The sequence below is a fragment of the Neobacillus sp. PS3-40 genome (assembly GCF_030915485.1).
Classification (GTDB): domain Bacteria; phylum Bacillota; class Bacilli; order Bacillales; family Cytobacillaceae; genus JAUZPL01.
The window spans coordinates 2,420,294-2,439,833 of the sequence record NZ_CP133266.1; the positions used below are offsets into that span (position 1 = coordinate 2,420,294).

Genomic DNA, 19,540 nt, shown 5'->3' on the forward strand with positions numbered 1-19,540 from the left:
AATAATATCCTTCTTCAATTGCATCGTTTAATTATGATATTTGCCTTTTTGTATCCCTAGTGAGAACCCCAGTATCCTTAAATGGATTCTTTTTTCTCTCTTTTTTTCTTTTTTTAGACATAATATCAATGACTGGAAAGAAGTATGTTTTACCATGGCGAGAATTGGAGAAAATATCATAGTATCAGATCGTTGCAACTTAAGAGGATTATCATGTATAATCTATGTCAAATATAGTCAAAGTCAGATAGGGGGGGTGGGCAGATGAGAAACATCTCCGATATAATAGAAGGTTACTTAAAAAAGGTTTTAGAAATGAGCGAAGATGATCTGGTAGAAATAAAGCGCAGTGAGGTTGCTGATAAATTTCAATGTGTGCCGTCACAAATTAACTATGTTATAAATACCCGTTTTACGATTGAAAGAGGCTATTTGGTAGAAAGTAAGCGGGGCGGTGGGGGCTACATTAGAATCATAAAGGTTCAATCGCATGATTTGGTAGATTTAATAGATCAATTATTGTCACTTTTTCAAAACAGGATTAGTCAAACAAGTGCCGAAGATGTTATTTATAGACTTATCCAGGAGGAGATCATTACAAGTAGGGAAGCCAAAATTATGTTAAGTGTAATTGATCGATCGGTACTTTACATTGATCTACCATATAGGGATGAATTACGTTCAAGAATGCTAAAAGCAATGATAACAACTTTAAAATATAAATAAAGCGAGCAGGAGAGGTGAGAGTATGATCTGCCAGGAGTGTAATCAAAGACCGGCAACCCTGCATTTCACAAAAATTATTAATGGTGAAAAGACAGAAGTTCACCTTTGTGAGAAATGTGCCCAGGAAAAAGGTGAAATGTTTATGTTTAATGGGGGATCTGGTTTTACTTTTAATAATTTGTTGGCTGGGTTACTCAATATTGATTCTTCATTTCAGCAAGAGAGCCAAAATGCATTTCATCAAGAGGAAATCCTCCAATGTGAAAGATGTTCGATGACATTTCCGCAGTTTGTAAAGGTAGGCCGCTTCGGATGTGCTTATTGTTACGATACTTTTAAAGATCAATTAAAACCAGTTTTGAAACGTCTACACAGCGGGAATTGGGCTCATAATGGTAAGGTTCCTAAAAGAATTGGTGGAGGAATTCACTTACGTAAAAAGATTGGGGAACTTAAAGATCAACTTAGGGTATTAATCATAAATGAAGAATTTGAAAAGGCTGCGGAGATTCGAGATGAAGTTCGATCCCTTGAAAAGGAATTATCGGATACTCAAGAGGGAGGGGAATAACATGTCACTTGAGCACTTTATCAATAAAGCTATGAGTTCATGGATGAGCGAAGAAGGGCCTGACGACGATATTGTCTTAAGTTCACGAATCCGTTTAGCTCGAAACTTTGAAGAATTTAAATTTCCAACATTGTTTTCACGAGAAGAAGCAAAATCAATTATTTTGCAAATGGAGGAGATTTTAGACCAATTAGACTTTGAAAAATTCGGTAAAATGGAATTATTGAAGATAGATGAGCTACAACTTCTTCAGAAAAGGGTTTTAGTAGAAAAGCATTTGATCAGTCCTCAACTTGCTGAAGATTCACCTTTTGGGGCATGCCTTTTAACGGAAAATGAAGAAGTCTGTATAATGGTCAACGAAGAGGACCATATTCGAATACAGTGTTTATTTCCTGGATTCCAGCTATCTGAATCATTAGAAGCTGCTAATAATATAGATGATTTGTTGGAGAGCCAAATCCATTATGCATTTGATGAAAAACATGGATATTTAACTAGCTGTCCAACGAATGTCGGTACTGGACTTCGTGCATCAGTCATGATGCATTTACCAGGATTGGTTTTAACGCAGCAAATAAATCGAATAATTCCTGCGATTAATCAACTAGGGCTTGTGGTGAGAGGGATCTATGGTGAGGGGAGTGAAGCACTTGGAAATCTATTTCAAATTTCCAACCAAATCACTCTTGGAAAATCAGAAGAAGATATTGTTGAGGATTTGAAAAGTCTTGTTAACCAGTTAATTAGCCAAGAAAGGTCAACACGCGAAGCATTACGAAAGACTTCAAACATACAATTAGAAGATAGAGTGTTTCGCTCACTTGGAGTTTTATCTAACAGCCGAATTATTGAAACAAAAGAAGCAGCAAGATGTTTATCCGATGTTCGGCTAGGAATTGATTTAGGATACATTCAAGATATCTCAAAAAAAGCTTTTAATGAGTTAATGATATTAACACAGCCAGGCTTTCTTCAACAGTATGCAGGAGGGCCATTAAGACCGCATGAGCGGGATATTAGAAGGGCAGCTCTCATAAGGGAGCGCTTAAAAATGGAATTGGATAAAAGGTGAGGAGGAGACTATATGATGTTTGGAAGATTTACAGAGAGGGCACAAAAGGTTTTAGCATTAGCACAGGAAGAAGCAATTCGCCTTGGGCATAACAATATTGGAACGGAACATATTTTGTTAGGATTAGTTCGCGAAGGAGAAGGTATAGCGGCCAAAGCCTTAAATGGGTTAGGCTTAGGGGCAGAAAAGATTCAAAAGGAAGTTGAGAGTTTAATTGGGAAGGGTCAAGATGCCCCTCAAACTGTTCAATATACCCCAAGAGCTAAAAAGGTAATTGAGCTTTCTATGGATGAAGCAAGAAAGCTTGGACATTCTTATGTTGGAACGGAACATATTTTATTAGGTCTTATTCGTGAGGGTGAAGGGGTTGCCGCAAGGGTTTTAAATAACCTTGGGGTCAGCTTAAATAAAGCACGTCAGCAAGTGCTTCAATTGTTAGGGAGTAATGAATCAAGCGGCCACCAGGGTGGTACGTCTGTAAGCGCCAATACCCCAACACTGGATAGCCTTGCAAGAGATTTAACGGTAATTGCAAAAGAAGGAAGCCTTGATCCTGTCATAGGCCGTAGTAAAGAAATCCAACGTGTAATTGAAGTATTAAGCCGTAGGACGAAGAACAATCCTGTATTAGTAGGGGAGCCTGGAGTAGGCAAAACAGCGATAGCCGAAGGTCTTGCACAGCAAATTGTTAACAACGAAGTTCCAGAAACCTTGCGGGATAAGCGAGTTATGACACTAGATATGGGAACAGTAGTTGCAGGAACGAAATATCGTGGAGAGTTTGAAGATCGTTTGAAGAAAGTCATGGATGAAATACGACAAGCTGGGAATATTATTTTATTCATAGATGAGCTTCATACCTTAATTGGTGCTGGTGGTGCTGAAGGAGCTATTGATGCTTCCAATATTTTAAAACCATCACTTGCGCGGGGCGAACTTCAATGCATCGGAGCGACAACACTTGATGAATATCGCAAATATATTGAAAAGGACGCAGCACTGGAACGGCGCTTTCAGCCAATACGTGTTGACGAGCCAACAATTGAAGAATCAATAAAGATATTATACGGGTTGAGAGATCGATATGAAGCACACCATCGTGTTTCTATTATAGATGAGTCCATAGAGGCAGCTGTAAAACTATCCGATCGTTATATTGCGGATCGGTTCTTGCCTGATAAGGCAATTGATTTGATTGATGAAGCAGGCTCAAAAGTGCGCCTTCGCTCGTACACAACGCCTCCAAATCTAAAAGAATTAGAAGTTAAACTTGAAGAAGTTCGTAAAGAGAAGGATTCAGCTGTCCAAAGTCAAGAGTTCGAAAAAGCAGCATCATTAAGAGATACAGAACAACGTCTCCGTGAACAACTTGAAGAAACAAAAAAGAATTGGAAGGAAAAGCAAGGACAGGAAAACAGTGAGGTAACAGTTGAAGATATTGCTAGTGTAGTATCAAGCTGGACTGGAATTCCTGTTTCGAAGCTCGCACAAACAGAGACGGATAAATTACTCAATTTGGAAGAAATCCTTCATGCGCGTCTGATTGGCCAGGAAGAAGCTGTTAAAGCTGTTTCCAAAGCTGTTCGTCGTGCAAGGGCTGGATTAAAAGATCCTAAACGTCCAATTGGTTCATTTGTTTTCCTAGGACCAACTGGTGTAGGTAAAACAGAATTGGCCCGTGCCCTTGCTGAAGCTATGTTTGGTGATGAGGATGCGATGATTCGGATCGATATGTCTGAATATATGGAAAAGCACTCTACATCACGCCTTGTTGGTTCACCTCCAGGCTATGTAGGTTATGAAGAAGGTGGCCAATTAACAGAAAAGGTTCGTAGAAAACCATATTCAGTTATTTTGCTTGATGAAATAGAAAAGGCACATCCGGATGTATTCAATATTTTATTGCAGGTGTTGGAGGATGGACGCCTCACAGATTCAAAAGGTAGAACAGTTGATTTCCGCAATACGGTATTGATTATGACCTCCAATGTAGGTGCGGAAGCGCTAAAGCGGAATAAGTATGTAGGCTTCAATATTCAGGATGGCGAACAGAATTATAAAGATATGAAGAGCAAAGTGATGGAGGAATTGAAAAAGTCATTCCGTCCTGAATTCTTAAACCGGATTGATGAAATTATTGTTTTCCATGCCTTAGAGAAAAAACATCTCCAGGAAATTGTTACTTTATTATCTGACCAATTAGTAAAACGCTTAAATGAACAAAATATATCAATTGAACTAACAATTGCAGCAAAGGAAAAGATTTCCGAAGAGGGTTATGATCCAGAGTATGGTGCTCGCCCATTACGTCGTGCTATTCAAAAGCATGTAGAGGACCGTCTCTCTGAAGAGTTGCTTAAAGGTACCTTATTAACATCACAACATGCTATAATTGACGTAGAAAATGGTGAACTAACAGTAAAAGTTGCTGAAAAAACAAGCCTAACTAAATAAAGATTTTTTAACTAAATATTATACTAAAGGACAAGTAGAAGAGGTACACGTAAATAATGCTTACCGTGTACCTCTCTTTTTATTTTTGTTAAAAGGAGATTTTGTATGGCAAAAAGAAAAACAAAATTTATGTGCCAAGAATGCGGGTATGAGTCTCCGAAGTGGATGGGGAAATGTCCAGGCTGTGGTGAATGGAATAAGATGGTTGAGGAAGTAGAAGTGACAGGATCAACAAGAAGAGGAGCTTTTGCACATTCACAAGGTGGAGCTGCCATTTTATCCAAACCAACACCGATTACTTCAATTGAAACAGATACTGAACCAAGGATACTTACCGACTTGAATGAGTTAAACAGAGTCCTTGGGGGAGGAGTGGTCAAAGGTTCATTAGTTTTAATCGGGGGCGATCCAGGGATTGGTAAATCTACACTTCTTTTGCAAGTTTCTTCACAATTATCACAAAGAGGAAATAAAGTTTTGTACATTTCTGGTGAAGAATCACTACGTCAAACAAAGCTTCGGGCAGACCGCTTAGGTATTTCCTCCGAAAATCTTCTGGTATATTCTGAAACAAATTTGGATGAAATTAATCGAACCATTGAAACTACCAATCCTAGCATTGTCATTATTGACTCTATTCAAACTGTTTTTCATCCAGAGGTAACTTCTGCACCAGGAAGTGTGTCACAAGTCCGTGAGTGCACAGCAGAATTGATGCGAATCGGAAAGACAAAGGGTATTGCTATTTTTATCGTCGGTCATGTAACAAAGGAAGGTTCCATTGCTGGACCAAGGATTTTGGAACATATGGTTGATACTGTTTTGTATTTTGAAGGGGAACGCCATCATACGTATCGGATTTTACGAGCCGTAAAAAACCGCTTTGGTTCAACGAATGAAATGGGAATTTTTGAAATGAAGGAATTTGGATTAGAAGAAGTTGAAAATCCTTCAGAAATTTTTCTTGAAGAGAGATCGCGTGGGGCTGCTGGTTCAACTGTTGTTGCTTCTATGGAAGGGACACGACCAGTGCTAGTAGAAATTCAAGCGTTAATCTCCCCAACAAGTTTTGGGAACCCTAGAAGAATGGCTACAGGAATTGATCATAACCGTGTTCCGCTCTTAATGGCTGTATTGGAAAAGAGGGTAGGAATGCTTCTGCAAAACCAAGATGCTTATCTTAAGGTAGCTGGAGGCGTAAAGTTAGATGAACCAGCCGTTGACCTTGCCATTGCAGTCAGTATTGCTTCAAGCTTTCGGGATAAGCCGACAAGACCAACAGATTGTATTATTGGAGAAGTTGGATTGACGGGAGAAGTTAGAAGAGTCTCGAGGATTGAGCAACGAGTTCAGGAGGCTGCAAAGCTTGGATTTGAAAGAGTCATATTACCTGCCAATAATCTTGGAGGTTGGAAAGGGCCAAAAGAGATTGAACTGATTGGTGTTTCATCTGTTAGTGAGGCATTAAAAGCGGCATTGGGGGAATAACTAGTAGGGAAAAGTGCTTATTTTATGAAAAATACAGAAAATTCACTTGAATAAATTGGATATTTCGAGTATGTTTACAAGTTAGGTTAGTCATAAAAAAATTAAATTGAAAAGATGTTTACAAAATGTTAAAATGTTATATTTCAATTTGTTTGACACATTATTTTCCTGATGCTACCCTAAGAATAGAAAAGCGAGTAAACCTGGTAAAGATTTACTGTGCATTGTTTGAAAAGTATTATATTAAAATAACATAATAATTTCAAAAAGATTACAAATTGGAAAATTTCCCTTTATGAGGTTTCAATTTAGGGAATATGTTTATAATGAGTAGAAGGAGGTGCAGGAATGTTAAAACGTATTGTTCAGGCTTGTTTTCTCATAACGGGGGGAACGCTTGGAATTTTGCTTATTCCGGAATTGTTATCATTGATGAAAATAAACGACATACAGATAATCAATAACTCGTATGTCACGGCTATTTTAGGTGCAATTATCTTTTATCTTATTACTTTTTGGGCAGTGGATTATGTTATTGGGTTTATTAAATGGGCAGAAGATTCGCTCGTTAAAGTCCCTGTTACTGATGTTCTCTTTGGCTCTATCGGTTTAATTTTTGGGCTATTGGTTGCCTTTTTAATTGGATTTGCACTAAATGCAATTAAAGTTCCTATTTTGAATGGAGCTGCTCCAATCTTACTGACATTATTATTTGGGTACTTGGGATTCCAAGTAGGCTTTAAGAAAAGGGATGAGCTTTTAAACCTTTTTTCCAACCGAATTGGGAAGAAAAAATCCAGCGAAGAAGAGAATGAAAAAGTGGATGGCAAATCATTAAAAATACTGGACACAAGTGTCATTATTGACGGACGTGTAGCAGATATTTGCCAAACAGGGTTTTTAGAAGGAACAATCGTGATTCCACAATTTGTATTAGAAGAACTCCAGCATATTGCAGATTCTTCAGATGTCCTTAAACGTAATCGTGGACGGAGAGGTCTTGATATTCTAAATCGAATTCAAAAAGAGCTCTCCATCAAAGTTGAGATTTATGAGGGTGACTTTGAAGAAATTCAAGAAGTTGATAGTAAACTTGTGAAATTGGCAAAATTAACAGGTGGAACCCTTGTAACTAACGACTTTAACCTTAATAAAGTATGTGAGCTACAGAAGGTTTTTGTATTAAATATTAACGATTTGGCAAATGCCGTAAAACCAGTTGTTTTACCAGGAGAAGAATTAAATGTTCAAGTGATAAAGGATGGGAAGGAATTTCATCAGGGTGTTGCCTATTTAGATGATGGTACTATGATTGTTGTAGAGGATGGAAGAGATTATATTGGCAGACGGATCGACGTTCTCGTAACAAGTGTTCTACAGACATCTGCGGGACGCATGATTTTTGCAAAGCCAAAATTATTAGAAAAAGCATTGTAAAATAGAGAAGCGGATTGGCTTAATGATCCCTGAGAGATGTTTGATATCTCCTCGGAGGGGCTAGAAGCTTGTTCTAGATAAGAGATTGGGGTTTTTTTATGCCTTACCAGGTTATTATTCCTGCTGCGGGTCAGGGGAAAAGAATGGGAGCAGGGAAGAATAAGCTTTTGGTAGAGCTTAATGATATTCCTTTATTGATTCATACATTAAGGGTGTTTGAGCAGGATGAAGAATGCACTGGCATTATTTTAGCAATACATCCTCAAGATATGTATGAATTTGAAGCCCTTCTAAAAAAACATAAGATAATGAAAGTGGAAAATATCGTGTTCGGGGGAAAAGAACGACAGCACAGCATTTATAATGCGCTTAAAACTGTTGTTGGTGGAGGAGTTATCCTCGTTCATGATGCCGCACGCCCATTTATTAAAAAAGAACATATTCACCGTTTAGTTGATGCTGCAACGAAATCAGGTGCGGCGATTATCGGCGTTCCTGCAAAGGATACGATGAAAAAAGTGCTTGATGGGAAAGTCTTAGAAACAATCGAACGTTCTAGCTTGTGGGCAGTACAAACCCCGCAAGCTTTTCGTATGTCAACATTGCTAAAAGCGTATGAATTGGCGGAACGGGAAAATTTCCTAGGGACAGATGACGCTAGTTTAGTGGAGAGGTTATCCATCCCTATTATGATGGTTGAGGGTGACTACGATAATATTAAACTGACCACCCAGGAAGACCTGTTTTTTGCCGAAGCTATTTTAAAAAAATATACATAAGTCATAATCCACATATGAAGACAATGGGAGCGTAGTTCTCCAAGTGGAAAATATGAAAGCTGCAATTTTAATAATAAAGGGGTTTTGTAAATGTTTCGGATTGGACAAGGCTTTGACGTCCACCAATTAATAGAGGGGCGACCACTTATTATTGGAGGAATCACCATTCCTTATGAAAAGGGCCTTTTGGGGCATTCTGATGCAGATGTATTATTGCATTCAATTGCTGATGCTTGTCTTGGTGCAATAGGTGAAGGAGATATCGGAAGACATTTTCCAGACACAGACCCTCATTTGAAAAATGCTGATTCAGCAAAGCTATTGGAGCAAATTTGGGGGCAAGTAAAACAAAAGGGATATGTGTTAGGAAACTTGGATTGCACAATTATTGCACAAAAGCCTAAGATGTCACCTTATATAGAACAAATGAAGATAAAAATTGCAGAATTGCTTGATGCAACAATAGAACAAATAAATGTAAAAGCTACAACAACAGAGAAATTAGGCTTTACAGGAAGAGGAGAGGGGATTGCCTCCCAGGCTGTTATCCTACTTCAAAAACGATAATTCATATTATTAGTCTTTAAAGGTGCAGAGCACAGTGGTAGAATAGTCAAGAAAAAGAACGGACTAAATTGTCTAGTTTCAGCAACTAATGGCTCAAGGCCTTTAAACTTTCGCCCAAGAGTAAGGGCGCCCACACTTTTTAAACAGGAGGCATTATTATGACAAGCGATGTTCGAGTTAGGTATGCTCCAAGTCCCACAGGACATTTACATATTGGGAATGCCCGTACTGCCTTATTTAATTATTTATTTGCACGTAATAATGGTGGAAAATTTATCATCCGAATTGAAGACACCGATAAAAAACGGAATATTGAAGGTGGAGAAGAGAGTCAGTTAAAATATTTAAAATGGCTTGGTATTGATTGGGATGAAAGTGTTGATGTTGGCGGAGAGTATGGTCCATACCGTCAATCAGAAAGAAATGAGATCTACAAAAAGTATTATAACCAATTGGTAGAAGAAGGACATGCATATAAATGCTATTGTACGGAAGAAGAGATCGAAGCGGAGCGTGAAGAACAGTCTGCAAGGGGAGAAACGCCGCATTACTCTGGGAAATGTCGTCATTTAACAGCAGAAGAGTGTAGCCAACATGAAAGTAAAGGCCTACGACCAAGTATCAGGTTTAAAGTTCCTGAGGGTAAGACATACACATTTGATGATATGGTAAAAGGCACAGTTTCTTTTGAGTCAGAAGGAATGGGCGATTGGGTTATGATTAAAAAGGATGGTACCCCAACCTATAATTTTGCTGTCACCATTGATGATTACCTAATGAAAATCAGCCATGTATTGCGCGGGGACGATCATATATCGAACACGCCGAAGCAGTTAATGGTTTATGAGGGATTGGGTATTCAGCCTCCCGTCTTTGGCCATATGACATTAATAGTTAATGAAAGCCGTAAAAAGCTGAGCAAACGTGATGAATCAATCATTCAGTTTATTGAACAGTACGATGATTTAGGTTATTTGCCTGAAGCGTTGTTTAACTTTATTACCTTGCTTGGCTGGTCGCCAGTTGGGGAAGAAGAGCTCTTCTCAAAAGAAGAATTTATTTCTATTTTTGATGCTGATCGGTTATCTAAATCACCTGCATTATTTGATAAGCAAAAACTTTTGTGGATGAATAATCAGTATGTGAAAAAGGCAGATCTTGAACAAGTGATCAACATTTCCCTTCCCCACCTTGTTAAAGCAGGGCGATTGGATGAGAATATGAGTGCAGAGAGTAAGGATTGGGCTCACCACTTAATTGCTCTTTTTCAAGAAAAGCTTAGTTATGGTGCTGAAATTGTAGAACTTACGGATATGTTCTTCAAGGATGAAGCAGAATATGAGGAAGAAGCTAAAGAAATTTTAGCAGGAGAACAAGTTCCCGAAGTTTTAAAGGCCTTCTCTCATGAACTAGATCAGCTTCCAGAATTTAAAGCAGCTGAAATTAAAGCAGCAATGAAAGCTGTTCAAAAATCAACCGGACAAAAGGGCAAAAATCTTTTTATGCCAATTCGTTCTGCAGTAACAGGTCAAACACACGGCCCGGATCTACCCCAAGCTATTGAACTTTTAGGTAAAATGAAGGTTCAAGCAAGGATAAAAAAACTTTTGGTTAACAATTGAGCGCAAATATAATATATTAAAAGAAAGTAACTTTAATATCCCGAAAATGTAGAAGAGGAAAAGTAAAAAAATGATGCTTTTTTAGAGAGAACCATCAGCGGCTGAAAGTGGTTTAAGCCTCTCATTTTTTGAAGTGCACCTCTGAGTCCCGCTTCGAAAGGATGCTATCCGAGTAGATTTGGGCGGAACCTTCCGTTAACAGGTTAAGTTGAGATCCAAGTAGCATACCTTAAAAAATGCAAGGTATTCTCTAGGTCTAAACAGAGTGGAACCGCGCCCAAGCGTCTCTGTCATAGCGACAGAGGCGTTTTTTTGTTACCAAAAATTCGTTAGGGGGAGACGGCTATGTTTAAAAGAATGAGGGAAGACATTGATGTTGTATTCGAGCAGGATCCGGCAGCAAGGAGCTATTTCGAGGTAATCTTAACTTATTCAGGTTTACATGCTATTTGGTGGCATCGAGTGGCACACGCACTTTATAAGCGAAAGTTTTACTTTTTGGCTAGAGCCATTTCACAAGCAAGCCGTTTTTTTACGGGAATTGAGATCCACCCAGGAGCAAAAATTGGGCGTCGCTTTTTTATTGACCATGGTATGGGAGTTGTCATTGGTGAGACCTGTGAAATTGGCAACAATGTAACTGTCTATCAAGGCGTCACCCTCGGAGGAACTGGTAAAGAAAAAGGTAAGCGACATCCAACGATAATGGATAATGCGTTGATTGCTACAGGAGCAAAAGTACTTGGGTCGATAATCGTAGGGGAAAATTCAAAAATCGGTGCAGGTTCGGTTGTACTAAAGGAAGTTCCACCAAATTCAACTGTTGTAGGTGTGCCAGGTAGAATTGTGATCCGGGATGGGAAGCGGATTGATAGAGATTTAAATCATTCTGATTTACCGGATCCAATTGCGGATAGACTGAAGGAAATACAGGAACAAATTGATCAGCTAAAATCTTTACAAGCAAAATGAAAAAGTGAAAATTAGATAACTGTCTAGCACAGGCAGACTGGTTGCTTTGGCTCTGGCGAATGAATTTGAGATATCACATGTTTCCATCCATCTCTTCCTTACGATGTTATTAAACTTGAACAGGATGTGCTGATGTTGAAGTTTGGCACAGGACGTTGTGGATTTTAGTTGATGTTCATTAATCAGGGCGCTTGTGCTTTTCTAAGAAAGGAGTAAAAAGAATGACAATCCAACTTTATAATACACTTACTCGCAAGAAGGAAACTTTTGTTCCGCTTGAAGAAGGAAAAGTGAAAATATATGTTTGCGGACCAACGGTTTACAATTATATTCATATCGGAAATGCTCGGCCAGCGATTACCTTTGATACCGTTCGTCGTTATTTTGAGTATCGTGGTTACGATGTTCAATACGTATCCAATTTTACTGATGTTGATGATAAATTAATTCGAGCTGCAAAACAACTGGGGGAAGATGTTCCTACGATTGCAGAGCGATTTATCAATGCTTATTTTGAAGATGTCTCTGCATTGGGTTGCCAAAAAGCGGAAGTGCATCCTCGTGTAATGGAAAATATGGACATCATTATTGAATTTATTGAAAAACTGATTGAAAAAGGCTATGCCTATGAATCAGAAGGGGATGTGTATTTCCGAACAAGAAAATTTAAAGGTTATGGAAAGTTATCACATCAATCTATTGATGAATTACGAGTAGGTGCACGGATTGAAGTGGGGGAAAAGAAACAGGATGACCTAGACTTTGCTTTGTGGAAAGCTGCGAAGGAAGGGGAAATCTTCTGGGAAAGTCCTTGGGGAATAGGTCGACCAGGTTGGCATATTGAATGCTCGGCCATGGCGAAAAAATACCTTGGTGAGACGATTGATATTCATGCTGGAGGGCAGGACTTAACTTTCCCACACCATGAAAATGAAATTGCCCAATCTGAAAGCTTGTCTGGTAAACCGTTTGCTCGCTATTGGATGCATAATGGATATATTAATATCGATAATGAAAAAATGTCAAAATCACTAGGGAATTTTGTTTTGGTTCATGACATAATTAAAAGACATAATCCACAAGTATTAAGATTCTTCATGCTCTCTGTCCATTATCGTAATCCTATAAACTATAGTGAAGAATTATTAGAGAACACAAAGGCGGCATTCGAAAGGCTAACAACCTCTTACCAAAATTTAAAACACCGGGCATCGGCAAGTACGAATTTAACCGATAATAATCAAGAGTGGCTCGATCAAATATCTAGTCTTCAGGAGCAATTTGTTAAGGAAATGGATGATGATTTCAATACAGCTAATGCCATTTCCGTTCTATTTGAATTATCCAAGCTTGCCAATTATTATCTTTTAGAAAAAAATACTGCTATTGAAGTTATTAATACTTTTATTAAAGAATTCGAAGAGTTATTCCGTGTTTTAGGATTAACCCTTGAAAAAGAGGAATGGTTAGACGAGGAAATAGAAAGCTTAATTGAAACACGCATTCAAGCACGTAAAGATAGAAACTTTCAATTGTCTGATCAGATTAGAGATCAACTAAAAGATATGAATATTATTTTAGAGGATACACCTCAAGGCACAAGATGGAAAAGAGGCTAAACAATGCTTCAATATGAAAATCAAGTAGATGCAAAACAGTTGAATAGCCTCGCATTAGCTTATATGGGTGATTCTGTATTTGAAATTTATGTAAGGCGCCACCTATTACAAAGCGGGAGAGTAAGGCCCCACTACTTACATCGCGAAGCAACACACTATGTTTCAGCTAAGGCACAATGTCAGATCCTTTTTTCGCTAATGAATGATGGAAGTCTAACGCCTGATGAAACGGCAGTGGTCATGAGAGGGCGAAATGCGAAATCAGGTACCATTCCTAAAAATACAGATATTCAAACGTATCGATATAGTACAGCTTTTGAGGCTTTAATGGGCCATTTGTATTTAACAGGAGAGGAAAAACGTTTAGAAGAGTTGATTAGTAAGGCTTTTACATGTGTAGAAGAGAGAGGAGGAGCTAAAGAATGAATGAAGAATTTATCATTGGGAGAAATCCAGTCATCGAGGCACTTAAATCAGATAGGGATATTAATAAAATTCTGATTGCAGAAGGCTCACAGCGTGGGTCAATGCAACAAATCACTCAGATGGCAAAGGAAGCAAATGTGATCGTTCAAATTGTACCAAAGAAAAAAATTGATCAAATTACGGATGGGATTCATCAGGGTGTTCTTGCGTATATAGCTGCCTATCAGTATGCAGAACTTGATGATTTATTTGCTGCAGCGGAAAAGAAAAATGAACCTCCCTTCTTTCTTTTATTGGATGAAATTGAAGATCCTCACAATCTTGGATCAATCATGCGGACAGCTGATGCGGTCGGGGCACACGGGATTATTATTCCAAAGCGAAGGGCTGTTGGTTTAACAGCGACGGTTGCAAAGGCATCTACAGGTGCAATTGAATACATTCCTGTAGTCCGTGTTACAAATATGGCAAGGACTATAGATGAATTAAAGGAATTAGGTGTATGGATTGCAGGAACCGATGCGACGGGGTCTGAAGATTATCGTCGAATGGATGGAGCAATCCCCTTAGGTATTGTTATCGGCAGTGAAGGAAAGGGAATGGGAAGGCTTATAAGAGAGAAGTGTGATTTCCTCATCCACTTGCCGATGATTGGGAAGGTGACATCATTAAATGCTTCAGTCGCCGCTTCCTTGTTGATGTATGAGGTTTATCGTAAAAGACATCCACTTGAGGGATAGGTATGGATATCCTTCTTGTTGACGGATATAACATTATAGGTGATTGGCCGGAGCTTAGGAGTTTGAAGAATAGGGATTTGGCTGCTGCACGGGATCTGTTAGTAGAGAGAATGGCTGAGTATCAGGCATTCTCAGGATTTCGTGTCATTGTTGTTTTTGATGCCTACTACGTCCAAGGAACAGAGAAAAAATACAAAAATCACAAAATTGAAGTCATTTTTACTAAAAAAAATGAAACAGCTGATGAACGTATTGAAAAACTGGCGATTAGTTTGAGTAATCGAAAAACACAAATCCATGTTGCTACATCAGATTATACAGAGCAATGGGCAATCTTTGGACAAGGAGCATTAAGGATATCTGCCCGCGAGTTAGAAAATGAAATGAATTCAATTAAAAAAGGGATAGAAAAAAGCGTCAAAAATATTCAAGAAAAAATGCCTATTTCCAAAATACCCATTAGTACCGAAATGGCTGAAATTTTTGAAAAGTGGCGCAGAGGGGAAAAGTGATCGTTGACGCCTGGAAAAAATATGCTGTATAATATTCTTATCTATGTTTGTTCGGTTGGAGGAGATCTTAGTGGGTATGAACTTCGGAGTAAAGATCAACGAACAATTGATTGCGCTTGAAGATGAAGAAATAGTTGATTTGGTGCACAACGGCAATAGTGACGCATTGGATTATTTAATCCATAAATACCGTAATTTTGTACGTGCAAAAGCAAGGTCCTATTTTTTAATTGGTGCAGATAAAGAAGATATTGTCCAGGAAGGCATGATTGGGCTTTATAAAGCAATTCGTGATTTTAAAGAGGACAAGCTAACCTCCTTCAAAGCATTTGCCGAGTTGTGTATCACTCGGCAAATTATTACTGCAATCAAAACGGCTACAAGGCAGAAACATATCCCCTTAAATTCATATGTATCACTGGACAAACCTATTTACGATGAAGAATCAGACAGGACATTAATGGATATTTTGTCTGGTACAAAGGTGCTTGACCCTGAGGAGCTAATTATCAATCAGGAAGAATTGGATCATATAGAAATCAAAATGACTGAATTATTAAGCGATTTAGAACGGAAGGTCTTGGCGCTATATCTGGATGGTCAATCCTATCAAGAGATTTCGGAAGAATTGAACCGGCATGTCAAATCAATTGATAATGCTTTGCAGCGGGTTAAAAGAAAGCTCGAAAGGTACCTGGAGATTCGCGAATTCTCTCTTTAAGATTAACGGGGGATATATTTTGTCATTTATATGAATACGTCCCAAGGGTTATTGACATTAATTGGGGCCCATGTTACATTTTTAAAGATGTAAAAGTAGGACTAGTAGGTGTTATTGTGAGTAAAAAAGTAATTTTAGCATGTGCTGATTGTGGGTCAAGAAATTACACAACGGTCAGTAAACAATTGCAAACTGATAGACTAGAATTGAAAAAATTCTGTAATACATGTGGCAACCATACAACCCACCGAGAAACAAAATAATTTTAAATAGATTATGCTATTGCAAGAGTTGGAGGTTACAAGATGGAGCGCTTCACTAAATTTTTCAGCGAAATCACCCGTGAAATGAGAAAGGTCAGTTGGCCAAAACGTGGGGAATTAACCCGTTATACAATCACTGTTTTAGCAACCGTAGTCTTTTTTTCTCTTTTCTTTGGGTTACTTGATTCAGGTATTTCTAAATTGATTCGTTTAATTCTTGAATAACGTTCTGTATTTCATGGTATAATGATGAACATGTAGAAGAAATGTTGTAAAAACCCGGATAACGGGTTTTTTCATTTGTCTAAAAAATAAAAAGTGGAAGTGCTAGCCTAGGGAGACCAGCTCATCAATTTGATTCTGAAACCTAGGAGTGTACCTCGCAGTTTTTAAATATGAAGATATAGGGAGGGACGGACGCTCTAGTCCTTTTGAATGGAAAAAAATTGGTATGTTGTCCATACTTATTCGGGTTATGAAAATAAGGTTAAGGCCAATCTTGAAAAACGCGTTGAATCAATGGGGATGTCAGATAAAATTTTCCGTGTAGTTGTTCCGGAAGAAGAAGAAACAGATATTAAAAACGGGAAGAAAAAAGTTGTTAAACGGAAAGTGTTTCCTGGTTATGTATTAGTTGAGCTCGTGATGACGGATGATTCGTGGTACGTAGTTCGAAATACTCCTGGAGTTACTGGATTTGTTGGGTCAGCTGGTTCAGGTTCGAAACCAACTCCATTACTTCCTGAAGAAGTTGCTGTCATTCTGAAACGGATGGGTGTAGAAGAGAAACGAATTGATGTAAACTACGAAATTGGTGAAACAGTGAAAGTCAAAGAAGGGCCGTTTGCTAACTTTACCGGTATGATTGAAGAGATGGACAAGGACAAAGCGAAGCTAAAAGTGCTTGTTAATATGTTCGGTCGAGATACCCCTGTAGAACTAGACTTTACACAGATTGATAAATTATAATTCGAAAAAACTTGAAATCAGTTATAAAAAATGTTAATATTTCATAGGTCAGTATGTCTCTTAGCGAGATAGGACATTTTGTCAAGTTCTTTATCTTTATATAAAGACTTTTGTTGAGTGGGAGGGTTAACCCCTATTACCACATCACGGACTTTAAGGAGGTGTGTCTCGTGGCTAAAAAAGTAATTAAGGTTGTTAAATTGCAAATCCCTGCTGGGAAAGCAAATCCAGCGCCACCAGTTGGTCCAGCTCTTGGTCAAGCCGGTGTTAATATCATGGGATTCTGTAAAGAGTTTAATGCTCGTACAGCAGATCAAGCTGGTTTAATTATTCCTGTTGAAATTACGGTATTTGAAGACCGTTCATTTACATTTATTACGAAAACTCCTCCTGCTGCCGTTCTTTTGAAAGTAGCAGCTGGAATCAAGTCTGGTTCAGGTGAACCTAACCGTAATAAAGTAGCAACAGTAAAACGCGATACAGTACGCGAGATTGCGGAACAAAAAATGCCTGATCTAAACGCAGCAAGCGTTGAAGCAGCAATGCGCATGGTCGAAGGTACTGCACGCAGCATGGGCATCGTTATCGAAGATTAATCCATGTAAAACTGTTTTGGTATGTCTGGGGTTGCGACGTTGAATTTCTTCACTCGCAACCTTTATTCGTGGGAGGTTATTCCGCTAAAACCACAATCTAGGAGGAAATTAAAAATGGCTAAAAAAGGCAAGAAGTATTTAGAAGCTGTAAAGCTTGTAGATCGTTCTAAATCTTACCCAATCACTGAAGCAATCGAGCTTGTAAAGAAAACAAACTTTGCGAAATTCGATGCAACTTTAGAGGTAGCTTTCCGCCTTGGAGTAGATCCTAAGAAAGCTGATCAACAAATCCGTGGAGCAGTAGTGCTTCCAAACGGAACTGGTAAAACTCAACGTGTATTAGTATTTGCAAAAGGTGAAAAATTGAAAGAAGCAGAAGCAGCTGGCGCTGACTTTGTCGGTGATTCAGAATACATCAACAAAATCCAACAAGGTTGGTTTGACTTTGATGTAATCGTAGCAACACCTGATATGATGGGTGAAGTAGGTAAGCTTGGTCGTACATTAGGACCAAAAGGCTTAATGCCAAATCCTAAAACAGGTACAGTTACTTTTGACGTAACAAAAGCAATAAATGAAATCAAAGCAGGTAAAGTTGAATACCGTGTTGATAAAGCAGGTAACATCCACGTTCCGATCGGAAAAGCATCTTTCGAAGATCAAAAACTTGTGGAAAACTTCAATACTGTTTTTGAAACAATGGTTAAAGCGAAACCTTCTGCTGCAAAAGGCACATATATGAAGAACGTTTCTGTTACTTCAACAATGGGACCTGGCGTAAAAGTAGATCCTTCATCTGTTTCATACAAATAATTGTTAATTGACAAATATAAATATATTTTATATAATATATTTTGTTGTTTAAATAAAATAACATTTGTACCGTAGACAGCAGGGGCATATTCGCTTAATAGCCTGCCGAGGTAATGCGATAGAATAAGCTGAACATATTTTACAGCTATTGTATGCTACCTCCATGTCTGAATTGATGTGGAGGTTTTTATTTGCCAGGTATAAATGGAAAATCTACAGGAGGTGTAAGAATGAGCAGTGTAATCGATCAAAAGAAACAACTTGTAACAGAAATTGCTGATAAATTCAAAGCTAGCAAATCAACAATCGTTGTTGATTATCGTGGTCTTACTGTTTCTGAAGTAACTGAACTTCGTAAACAACTTCGCGAAGCTGGCATTGAATTTAAAGTTTACAAAAACTCAATGACTCGTCGTGCAGCAGATGCATGTGAACTTTCAGAATTAAATGCAGCTCTAACCGGACCGAACGCTATTGCGTTCAGTAACGAGGATGTTGTAGCTCCAGCTAAAATTTTGAATGACTTTGCGAAAAAGCATGAGGCACTTGAACTTAAAGCAGGTGTTATTGAAGGCAATATCGCAACAGTTGAAGAAATTAAAGCTCTTGCTGAACTACCTTCACGCGAAGGCTTGCTATCTATGCTTCTCAGCGTACTTCAAGCTCCAATCCGCAATCTTGCTCTTGCAACGAAAGCTGTTGCAGATCAAAAAGAAGAACAAGGCGCGTAAGCTAACCTTATTGTTTAACAAATAATAAAACCAAATTCAAGGAGGAAATAACAATGACTAAAGAACAAATCATTGAAGCAGTTAAAAGTATGACTGTTTTAGAACTTAACGACCTAGTAAAAGCAATCGAAGAAGAATTCGGCGTAACTGCTGCTGCTCCAGTAGCAATGGGTGGCGCAGCTGTTGCAGCTGTTGAAGAACAAACTGAATTTGATGTAGTCCTAGCTAGCGCTGGCGATCAAAAAATCAAAGTTATCAAAGTTGTTCGTGAAATCACTGGACTTGGTCTTAAAGAAGCGAAAGATCTTGTTGATAACGCTCCTAAGACTATCAAAGAAGGCATTTCTAAAGATGAAGCTGAAGAAGTTAAAGCTAAACTTTCTGAAGTTGGAGCTAATGTTGAAGTTAAGTAATCAATCTATTAAAAAGCTCGCTGTATAAGCGAGCTTTTTTTGGCTT

At 38.4% G+C, this 19,540-nt stretch carries 22 protein-coding genes and 1 other annotated feature; all 22 genes read left to right on the forward strand.

Annotation, left to right across the window (positions count from 1 at the left end):
- Window positions 1-264 precede the first annotated feature (264 nt).
- The 22 genes from RCG20_RS11775 (at window position 265) to rplL (ending at window position 19,494) form a co-directional block, all read left to right on the forward strand.
- The gene (locus tag RCG20_RS11775; protein WP_308180349.1) at window positions 265-726 is read left to right on the forward strand and encodes a CtsR family transcriptional regulator; all 462 of its coding nucleotides are present in this window, start codon (window positions 265-267) and stop codon (window positions 724-726) included.
- A gap of 22 nt (window positions 727-748) precedes the next feature.
- Window positions 749-1,297: a protein-arginine kinase activator protein McsA gene (locus tag RCG20_RS11780; RefSeq protein ID WP_308180350.1), complete on the forward strand. Its 549-nt coding sequence runs from the start codon at window positions 749-751 to the stop codon at window positions 1,295-1,297.
- A gap of 1 nt (window position 1,298) precedes the next feature.
- Window positions 1,299-2,372: a protein-arginine kinase McsB gene (locus RCG20_RS11785; RefSeq protein WP_308180351.1), complete on the forward strand. Its 1,074-nt coding sequence runs from the start codon at window positions 1,299-1,301 to the stop codon at window positions 2,370-2,372.
- A gap of 12 nt (window positions 2,373-2,384) precedes the next feature.
- Window positions 2,385-4,826 carry an ATP-dependent protease ATP-binding subunit ClpC gene (clpC, locus tag RCG20_RS11790; RefSeq protein WP_308180352.1) on the forward strand — a complete coding sequence of 814 codons (2,442 nt, stop codon included), beginning with the start codon at window positions 2,385-2,387 and terminating at the stop codon, window positions 4,824-4,826.
- 105 nt (window positions 4,827-4,931) lie between these two features.
- Window positions 4,932-6,314 (forward strand): DNA repair protein RadA, encoded by a 1,383-nt coding sequence (radA, locus tag RCG20_RS11795; RefSeq protein WP_308180353.1) that lies wholly within the window; start codon window positions 4,932-4,934, stop codon window positions 6,312-6,314.
- A gap of 348 nt (window positions 6,315-6,662) precedes the next feature.
- Window positions 6,663-7,751 (forward strand): PIN/TRAM domain-containing protein, encoded by a 1,089-nt coding sequence (locus RCG20_RS11800; RefSeq protein ID WP_308180354.1) that lies wholly within the window; start codon window positions 6,663-6,665, stop codon window positions 7,749-7,751.
- Window positions 7,752-7,849: 98 nt separating this feature from the next.
- Window positions 7,850-8,530: a 2-C-methyl-D-erythritol 4-phosphate cytidylyltransferase gene (ispD, locus tag RCG20_RS11805; RefSeq protein WP_308180355.1), complete on the forward strand. Its 681-nt coding sequence runs from the start codon at window positions 7,850-7,852 to the stop codon at window positions 8,528-8,530.
- Between the two features lie 90 nt (window positions 8,531-8,620).
- Complete coding sequence (gene ispF, locus RCG20_RS11810; RefSeq protein ID WP_308180356.1) at window positions 8,621-9,097, forward strand: 2-C-methyl-D-erythritol 2,4-cyclodiphosphate synthase; 477 nt, start codon at window positions 8,621-8,623, stop codon at window positions 9,095-9,097.
- A 158-nt stretch (window positions 9,098-9,255) separates the two neighbouring features.
- Complete coding sequence (gltX, locus tag RCG20_RS11815) at window positions 9,256-10,719, forward strand: glutamate--tRNA ligase (RefSeq protein WP_308180357.1); 1,464 nt, start codon at window positions 9,256-9,258, stop codon at window positions 10,717-10,719.
- A gap of 345 nt (window positions 10,720-11,064) precedes the next feature.
- The gene (cysE, locus tag RCG20_RS11820) at window positions 11,065-11,691 is read left to right on the forward strand and encodes a serine O-acetyltransferase (protein WP_308180358.1); all 627 of its coding nucleotides are present in this window, start codon (window positions 11,065-11,067) and stop codon (window positions 11,689-11,691) included.
- 221 nt (window positions 11,692-11,912) lie between these two features.
- Window positions 11,913-13,310 (forward strand): cysteine--tRNA ligase, encoded by a 1,398-nt coding sequence (gene cysS / locus RCG20_RS11825; protein WP_308180359.1) that lies wholly within the window; start codon window positions 11,913-11,915, stop codon window positions 13,308-13,310.
- 3 nt (window positions 13,311-13,313) lie between these two features.
- Entirely contained in the window at window positions 13,314-13,736 is a 423-nt protein-coding gene (locus RCG20_RS11830) for a Mini-ribonuclease 3 (RefSeq protein WP_308180360.1), read from the forward strand.
- The gene (gene rlmB, locus RCG20_RS11835; protein ID WP_308180361.1) at window positions 13,733-14,476 is read left to right on the forward strand and encodes a 23S rRNA (guanosine(2251)-2'-O)-methyltransferase RlmB; all 744 of its coding nucleotides are present in this window, start codon (window positions 13,733-13,735) and stop codon (window positions 14,474-14,476) included. The genes RCG20_RS11830 and rlmB overlap by 4 nt, the downstream gene beginning before the upstream one ends.
- A gap of 2 nt (window positions 14,477-14,478) precedes the next feature.
- Entirely contained in the window at window positions 14,479-14,988 is a 510-nt protein-coding gene (locus tag RCG20_RS11840; RefSeq protein ID WP_308180362.1) for an NYN domain-containing protein, read from the forward strand.
- A gap of 76 nt (window positions 14,989-15,064) precedes the next feature.
- Window positions 15,065-15,709: an RNA polymerase sporulation sigma factor SigH gene (sigH, locus tag RCG20_RS11845; protein WP_308180363.1), complete on the forward strand. Its 645-nt coding sequence runs from the start codon at window positions 15,065-15,067 to the stop codon at window positions 15,707-15,709.
- Window positions 15,710-15,825: 116 nt separating this feature from the next.
- Window positions 15,826-15,972 carry a 50S ribosomal protein L33 gene (gene rpmG / locus RCG20_RS11850; protein ID WP_308180364.1) on the forward strand — a complete coding sequence of 49 codons (147 nt, stop codon included), beginning with the start codon at window positions 15,826-15,828 and terminating at the stop codon, window positions 15,970-15,972.
- A 42-nt stretch (window positions 15,973-16,014) separates the two neighbouring features.
- Window positions 16,015-16,197 (forward strand): preprotein translocase subunit SecE, encoded by a 183-nt coding sequence (gene secE / locus RCG20_RS11855; RefSeq protein WP_308180365.1) that lies wholly within the window; start codon window positions 16,015-16,017, stop codon window positions 16,195-16,197.
- Window positions 16,198-16,407: 210 nt separating this feature from the next.
- Complete coding sequence (gene nusG, locus RCG20_RS11860; protein WP_308180366.1) at window positions 16,408-16,941, forward strand: transcription termination/antitermination protein NusG; 534 nt, start codon at window positions 16,408-16,410, stop codon at window positions 16,939-16,941.
- 170 nt (window positions 16,942-17,111) lie between these two features.
- Window positions 17,112-17,537, forward strand: coding sequence for a 50S ribosomal protein L11 (gene rplK / locus RCG20_RS11865; RefSeq protein WP_308180367.1), 426 nt, complete (start codon window positions 17,112-17,114; stop codon window positions 17,535-17,537).
- A gap of 114 nt (window positions 17,538-17,651) precedes the next feature.
- On the forward strand, window positions 17,652-18,350 hold the full coding sequence (gene rplA / locus RCG20_RS11870) for a 50S ribosomal protein L1 (protein ID WP_308180368.1): 699 nt from the start codon (window positions 17,652-17,654) through the stop codon (window positions 18,348-18,350).
- Between the two features lie 51 nt (window positions 18,351-18,401).
- Window positions 18,402-18,549 (forward strand) — a sequence feature (ribosomal protein L10 leader region).
- A gap of 31 nt (window positions 18,550-18,580) precedes the next feature.
- On the forward strand, window positions 18,581-19,081 hold the full coding sequence (gene rplJ, locus RCG20_RS11875; RefSeq protein WP_308180369.1) for a 50S ribosomal protein L10: 501 nt from the start codon (window positions 18,581-18,583) through the stop codon (window positions 19,079-19,081).
- A gap of 53 nt (window positions 19,082-19,134) precedes the next feature.
- Entirely contained in the window at window positions 19,135-19,494 is a 360-nt protein-coding gene (gene rplL / locus RCG20_RS11880; RefSeq protein WP_308180370.1) for a 50S ribosomal protein L7/L12, read from the forward strand.
- Window positions 19,495-19,540: the final 46 nt, after the last annotated feature.

Bases quoted from the DNA above. Each gene is read 5' to 3' on its own strand.
- RCG20_RS11775 (WP_308180349.1), top strand. From the start codon at position 265: ATGAGAAACATCTCCGATATAATAGAAGGTTACTTAAAAAAGGTTTTA.
- RCG20_RS11780 (WP_308180350.1), top strand. From the start codon at position 749: ATGATCTGCCAGGAGTGTAATCAAAGACCGGCAACCCTGCATTTCACA.
- RCG20_RS11785 (WP_308180351.1), top strand. From the start codon at position 1,299: ATGTCACTTGAGCACTTTATCAATAAAGCTATGAGTTCATGGATGAGC.
- clpC (WP_308180352.1), top strand. From the start codon at position 2,385: ATGATGTTTGGAAGATTTACAGAGAGGGCACAAAAGGTTTTAGCATTA.
- radA (WP_308180353.1), top strand. From the start codon at position 4,932: ATGGCAAAAAGAAAAACAAAATTTATGTGCCAAGAATGCGGGTATGAG.
- RCG20_RS11800 (WP_308180354.1), top strand. From the start codon at position 6,663: ATGTTAAAACGTATTGTTCAGGCTTGTTTTCTCATAACGGGGGGAACG.
- ispD (WP_308180355.1), top strand. From the start codon at position 7,850: ATGCCTTACCAGGTTATTATTCCTGCTGCGGGTCAGGGGAAAAGAATG.
- ispF (WP_308180356.1), top strand. From the start codon at position 8,621: ATGTTTCGGATTGGACAAGGCTTTGACGTCCACCAATTAATAGAGGGG.
- gltX (WP_308180357.1), top strand. From the start codon at position 9,256: ATGACAAGCGATGTTCGAGTTAGGTATGCTCCAAGTCCCACAGGACAT.
- cysE (WP_308180358.1), top strand. From the start codon at position 11,065: ATGTTTAAAAGAATGAGGGAAGACATTGATGTTGTATTCGAGCAGGAT.
- cysS (WP_308180359.1), top strand. From the start codon at position 11,913: ATGACAATCCAACTTTATAATACACTTACTCGCAAGAAGGAAACTTTT.
- RCG20_RS11830 (WP_308180360.1), top strand. From the start codon at position 13,314: ATGCTTCAATATGAAAATCAAGTAGATGCAAAACAGTTGAATAGCCTC.
- rlmB (WP_308180361.1), top strand. From the start codon at position 13,733: ATGAATGAAGAATTTATCATTGGGAGAAATCCAGTCATCGAGGCACTT.
- RCG20_RS11840 (WP_308180362.1), top strand. From the start codon at position 14,479: ATGGATATCCTTCTTGTTGACGGATATAACATTATAGGTGATTGGCCG.
- sigH (WP_308180363.1), top strand. From the start codon at position 15,065: ATGAACTTCGGAGTAAAGATCAACGAACAATTGATTGCGCTTGAAGAT.
- secE (WP_308180365.1), top strand. From the start codon at position 16,015: ATGGAGCGCTTCACTAAATTTTTCAGCGAAATCACCCGTGAAATGAGA.
- nusG (WP_308180366.1), top strand. From the start codon at position 16,408: ATGGAAAAAAATTGGTATGTTGTCCATACTTATTCGGGTTATGAAAAT.
- rplA (WP_308180368.1), top strand. From the start codon at position 17,652: ATGGCTAAAAAAGGCAAGAAGTATTTAGAAGCTGTAAAGCTTGTAGAT.
- rplJ (WP_308180369.1), top strand. From the start codon at position 18,581: ATGAGCAGTGTAATCGATCAAAAGAAACAACTTGTAACAGAAATTGCT.
- rplL (WP_308180370.1), top strand. From the start codon at position 19,135: ATGACTAAAGAACAAATCATTGAAGCAGTTAAAAGTATGACTGTTTTA.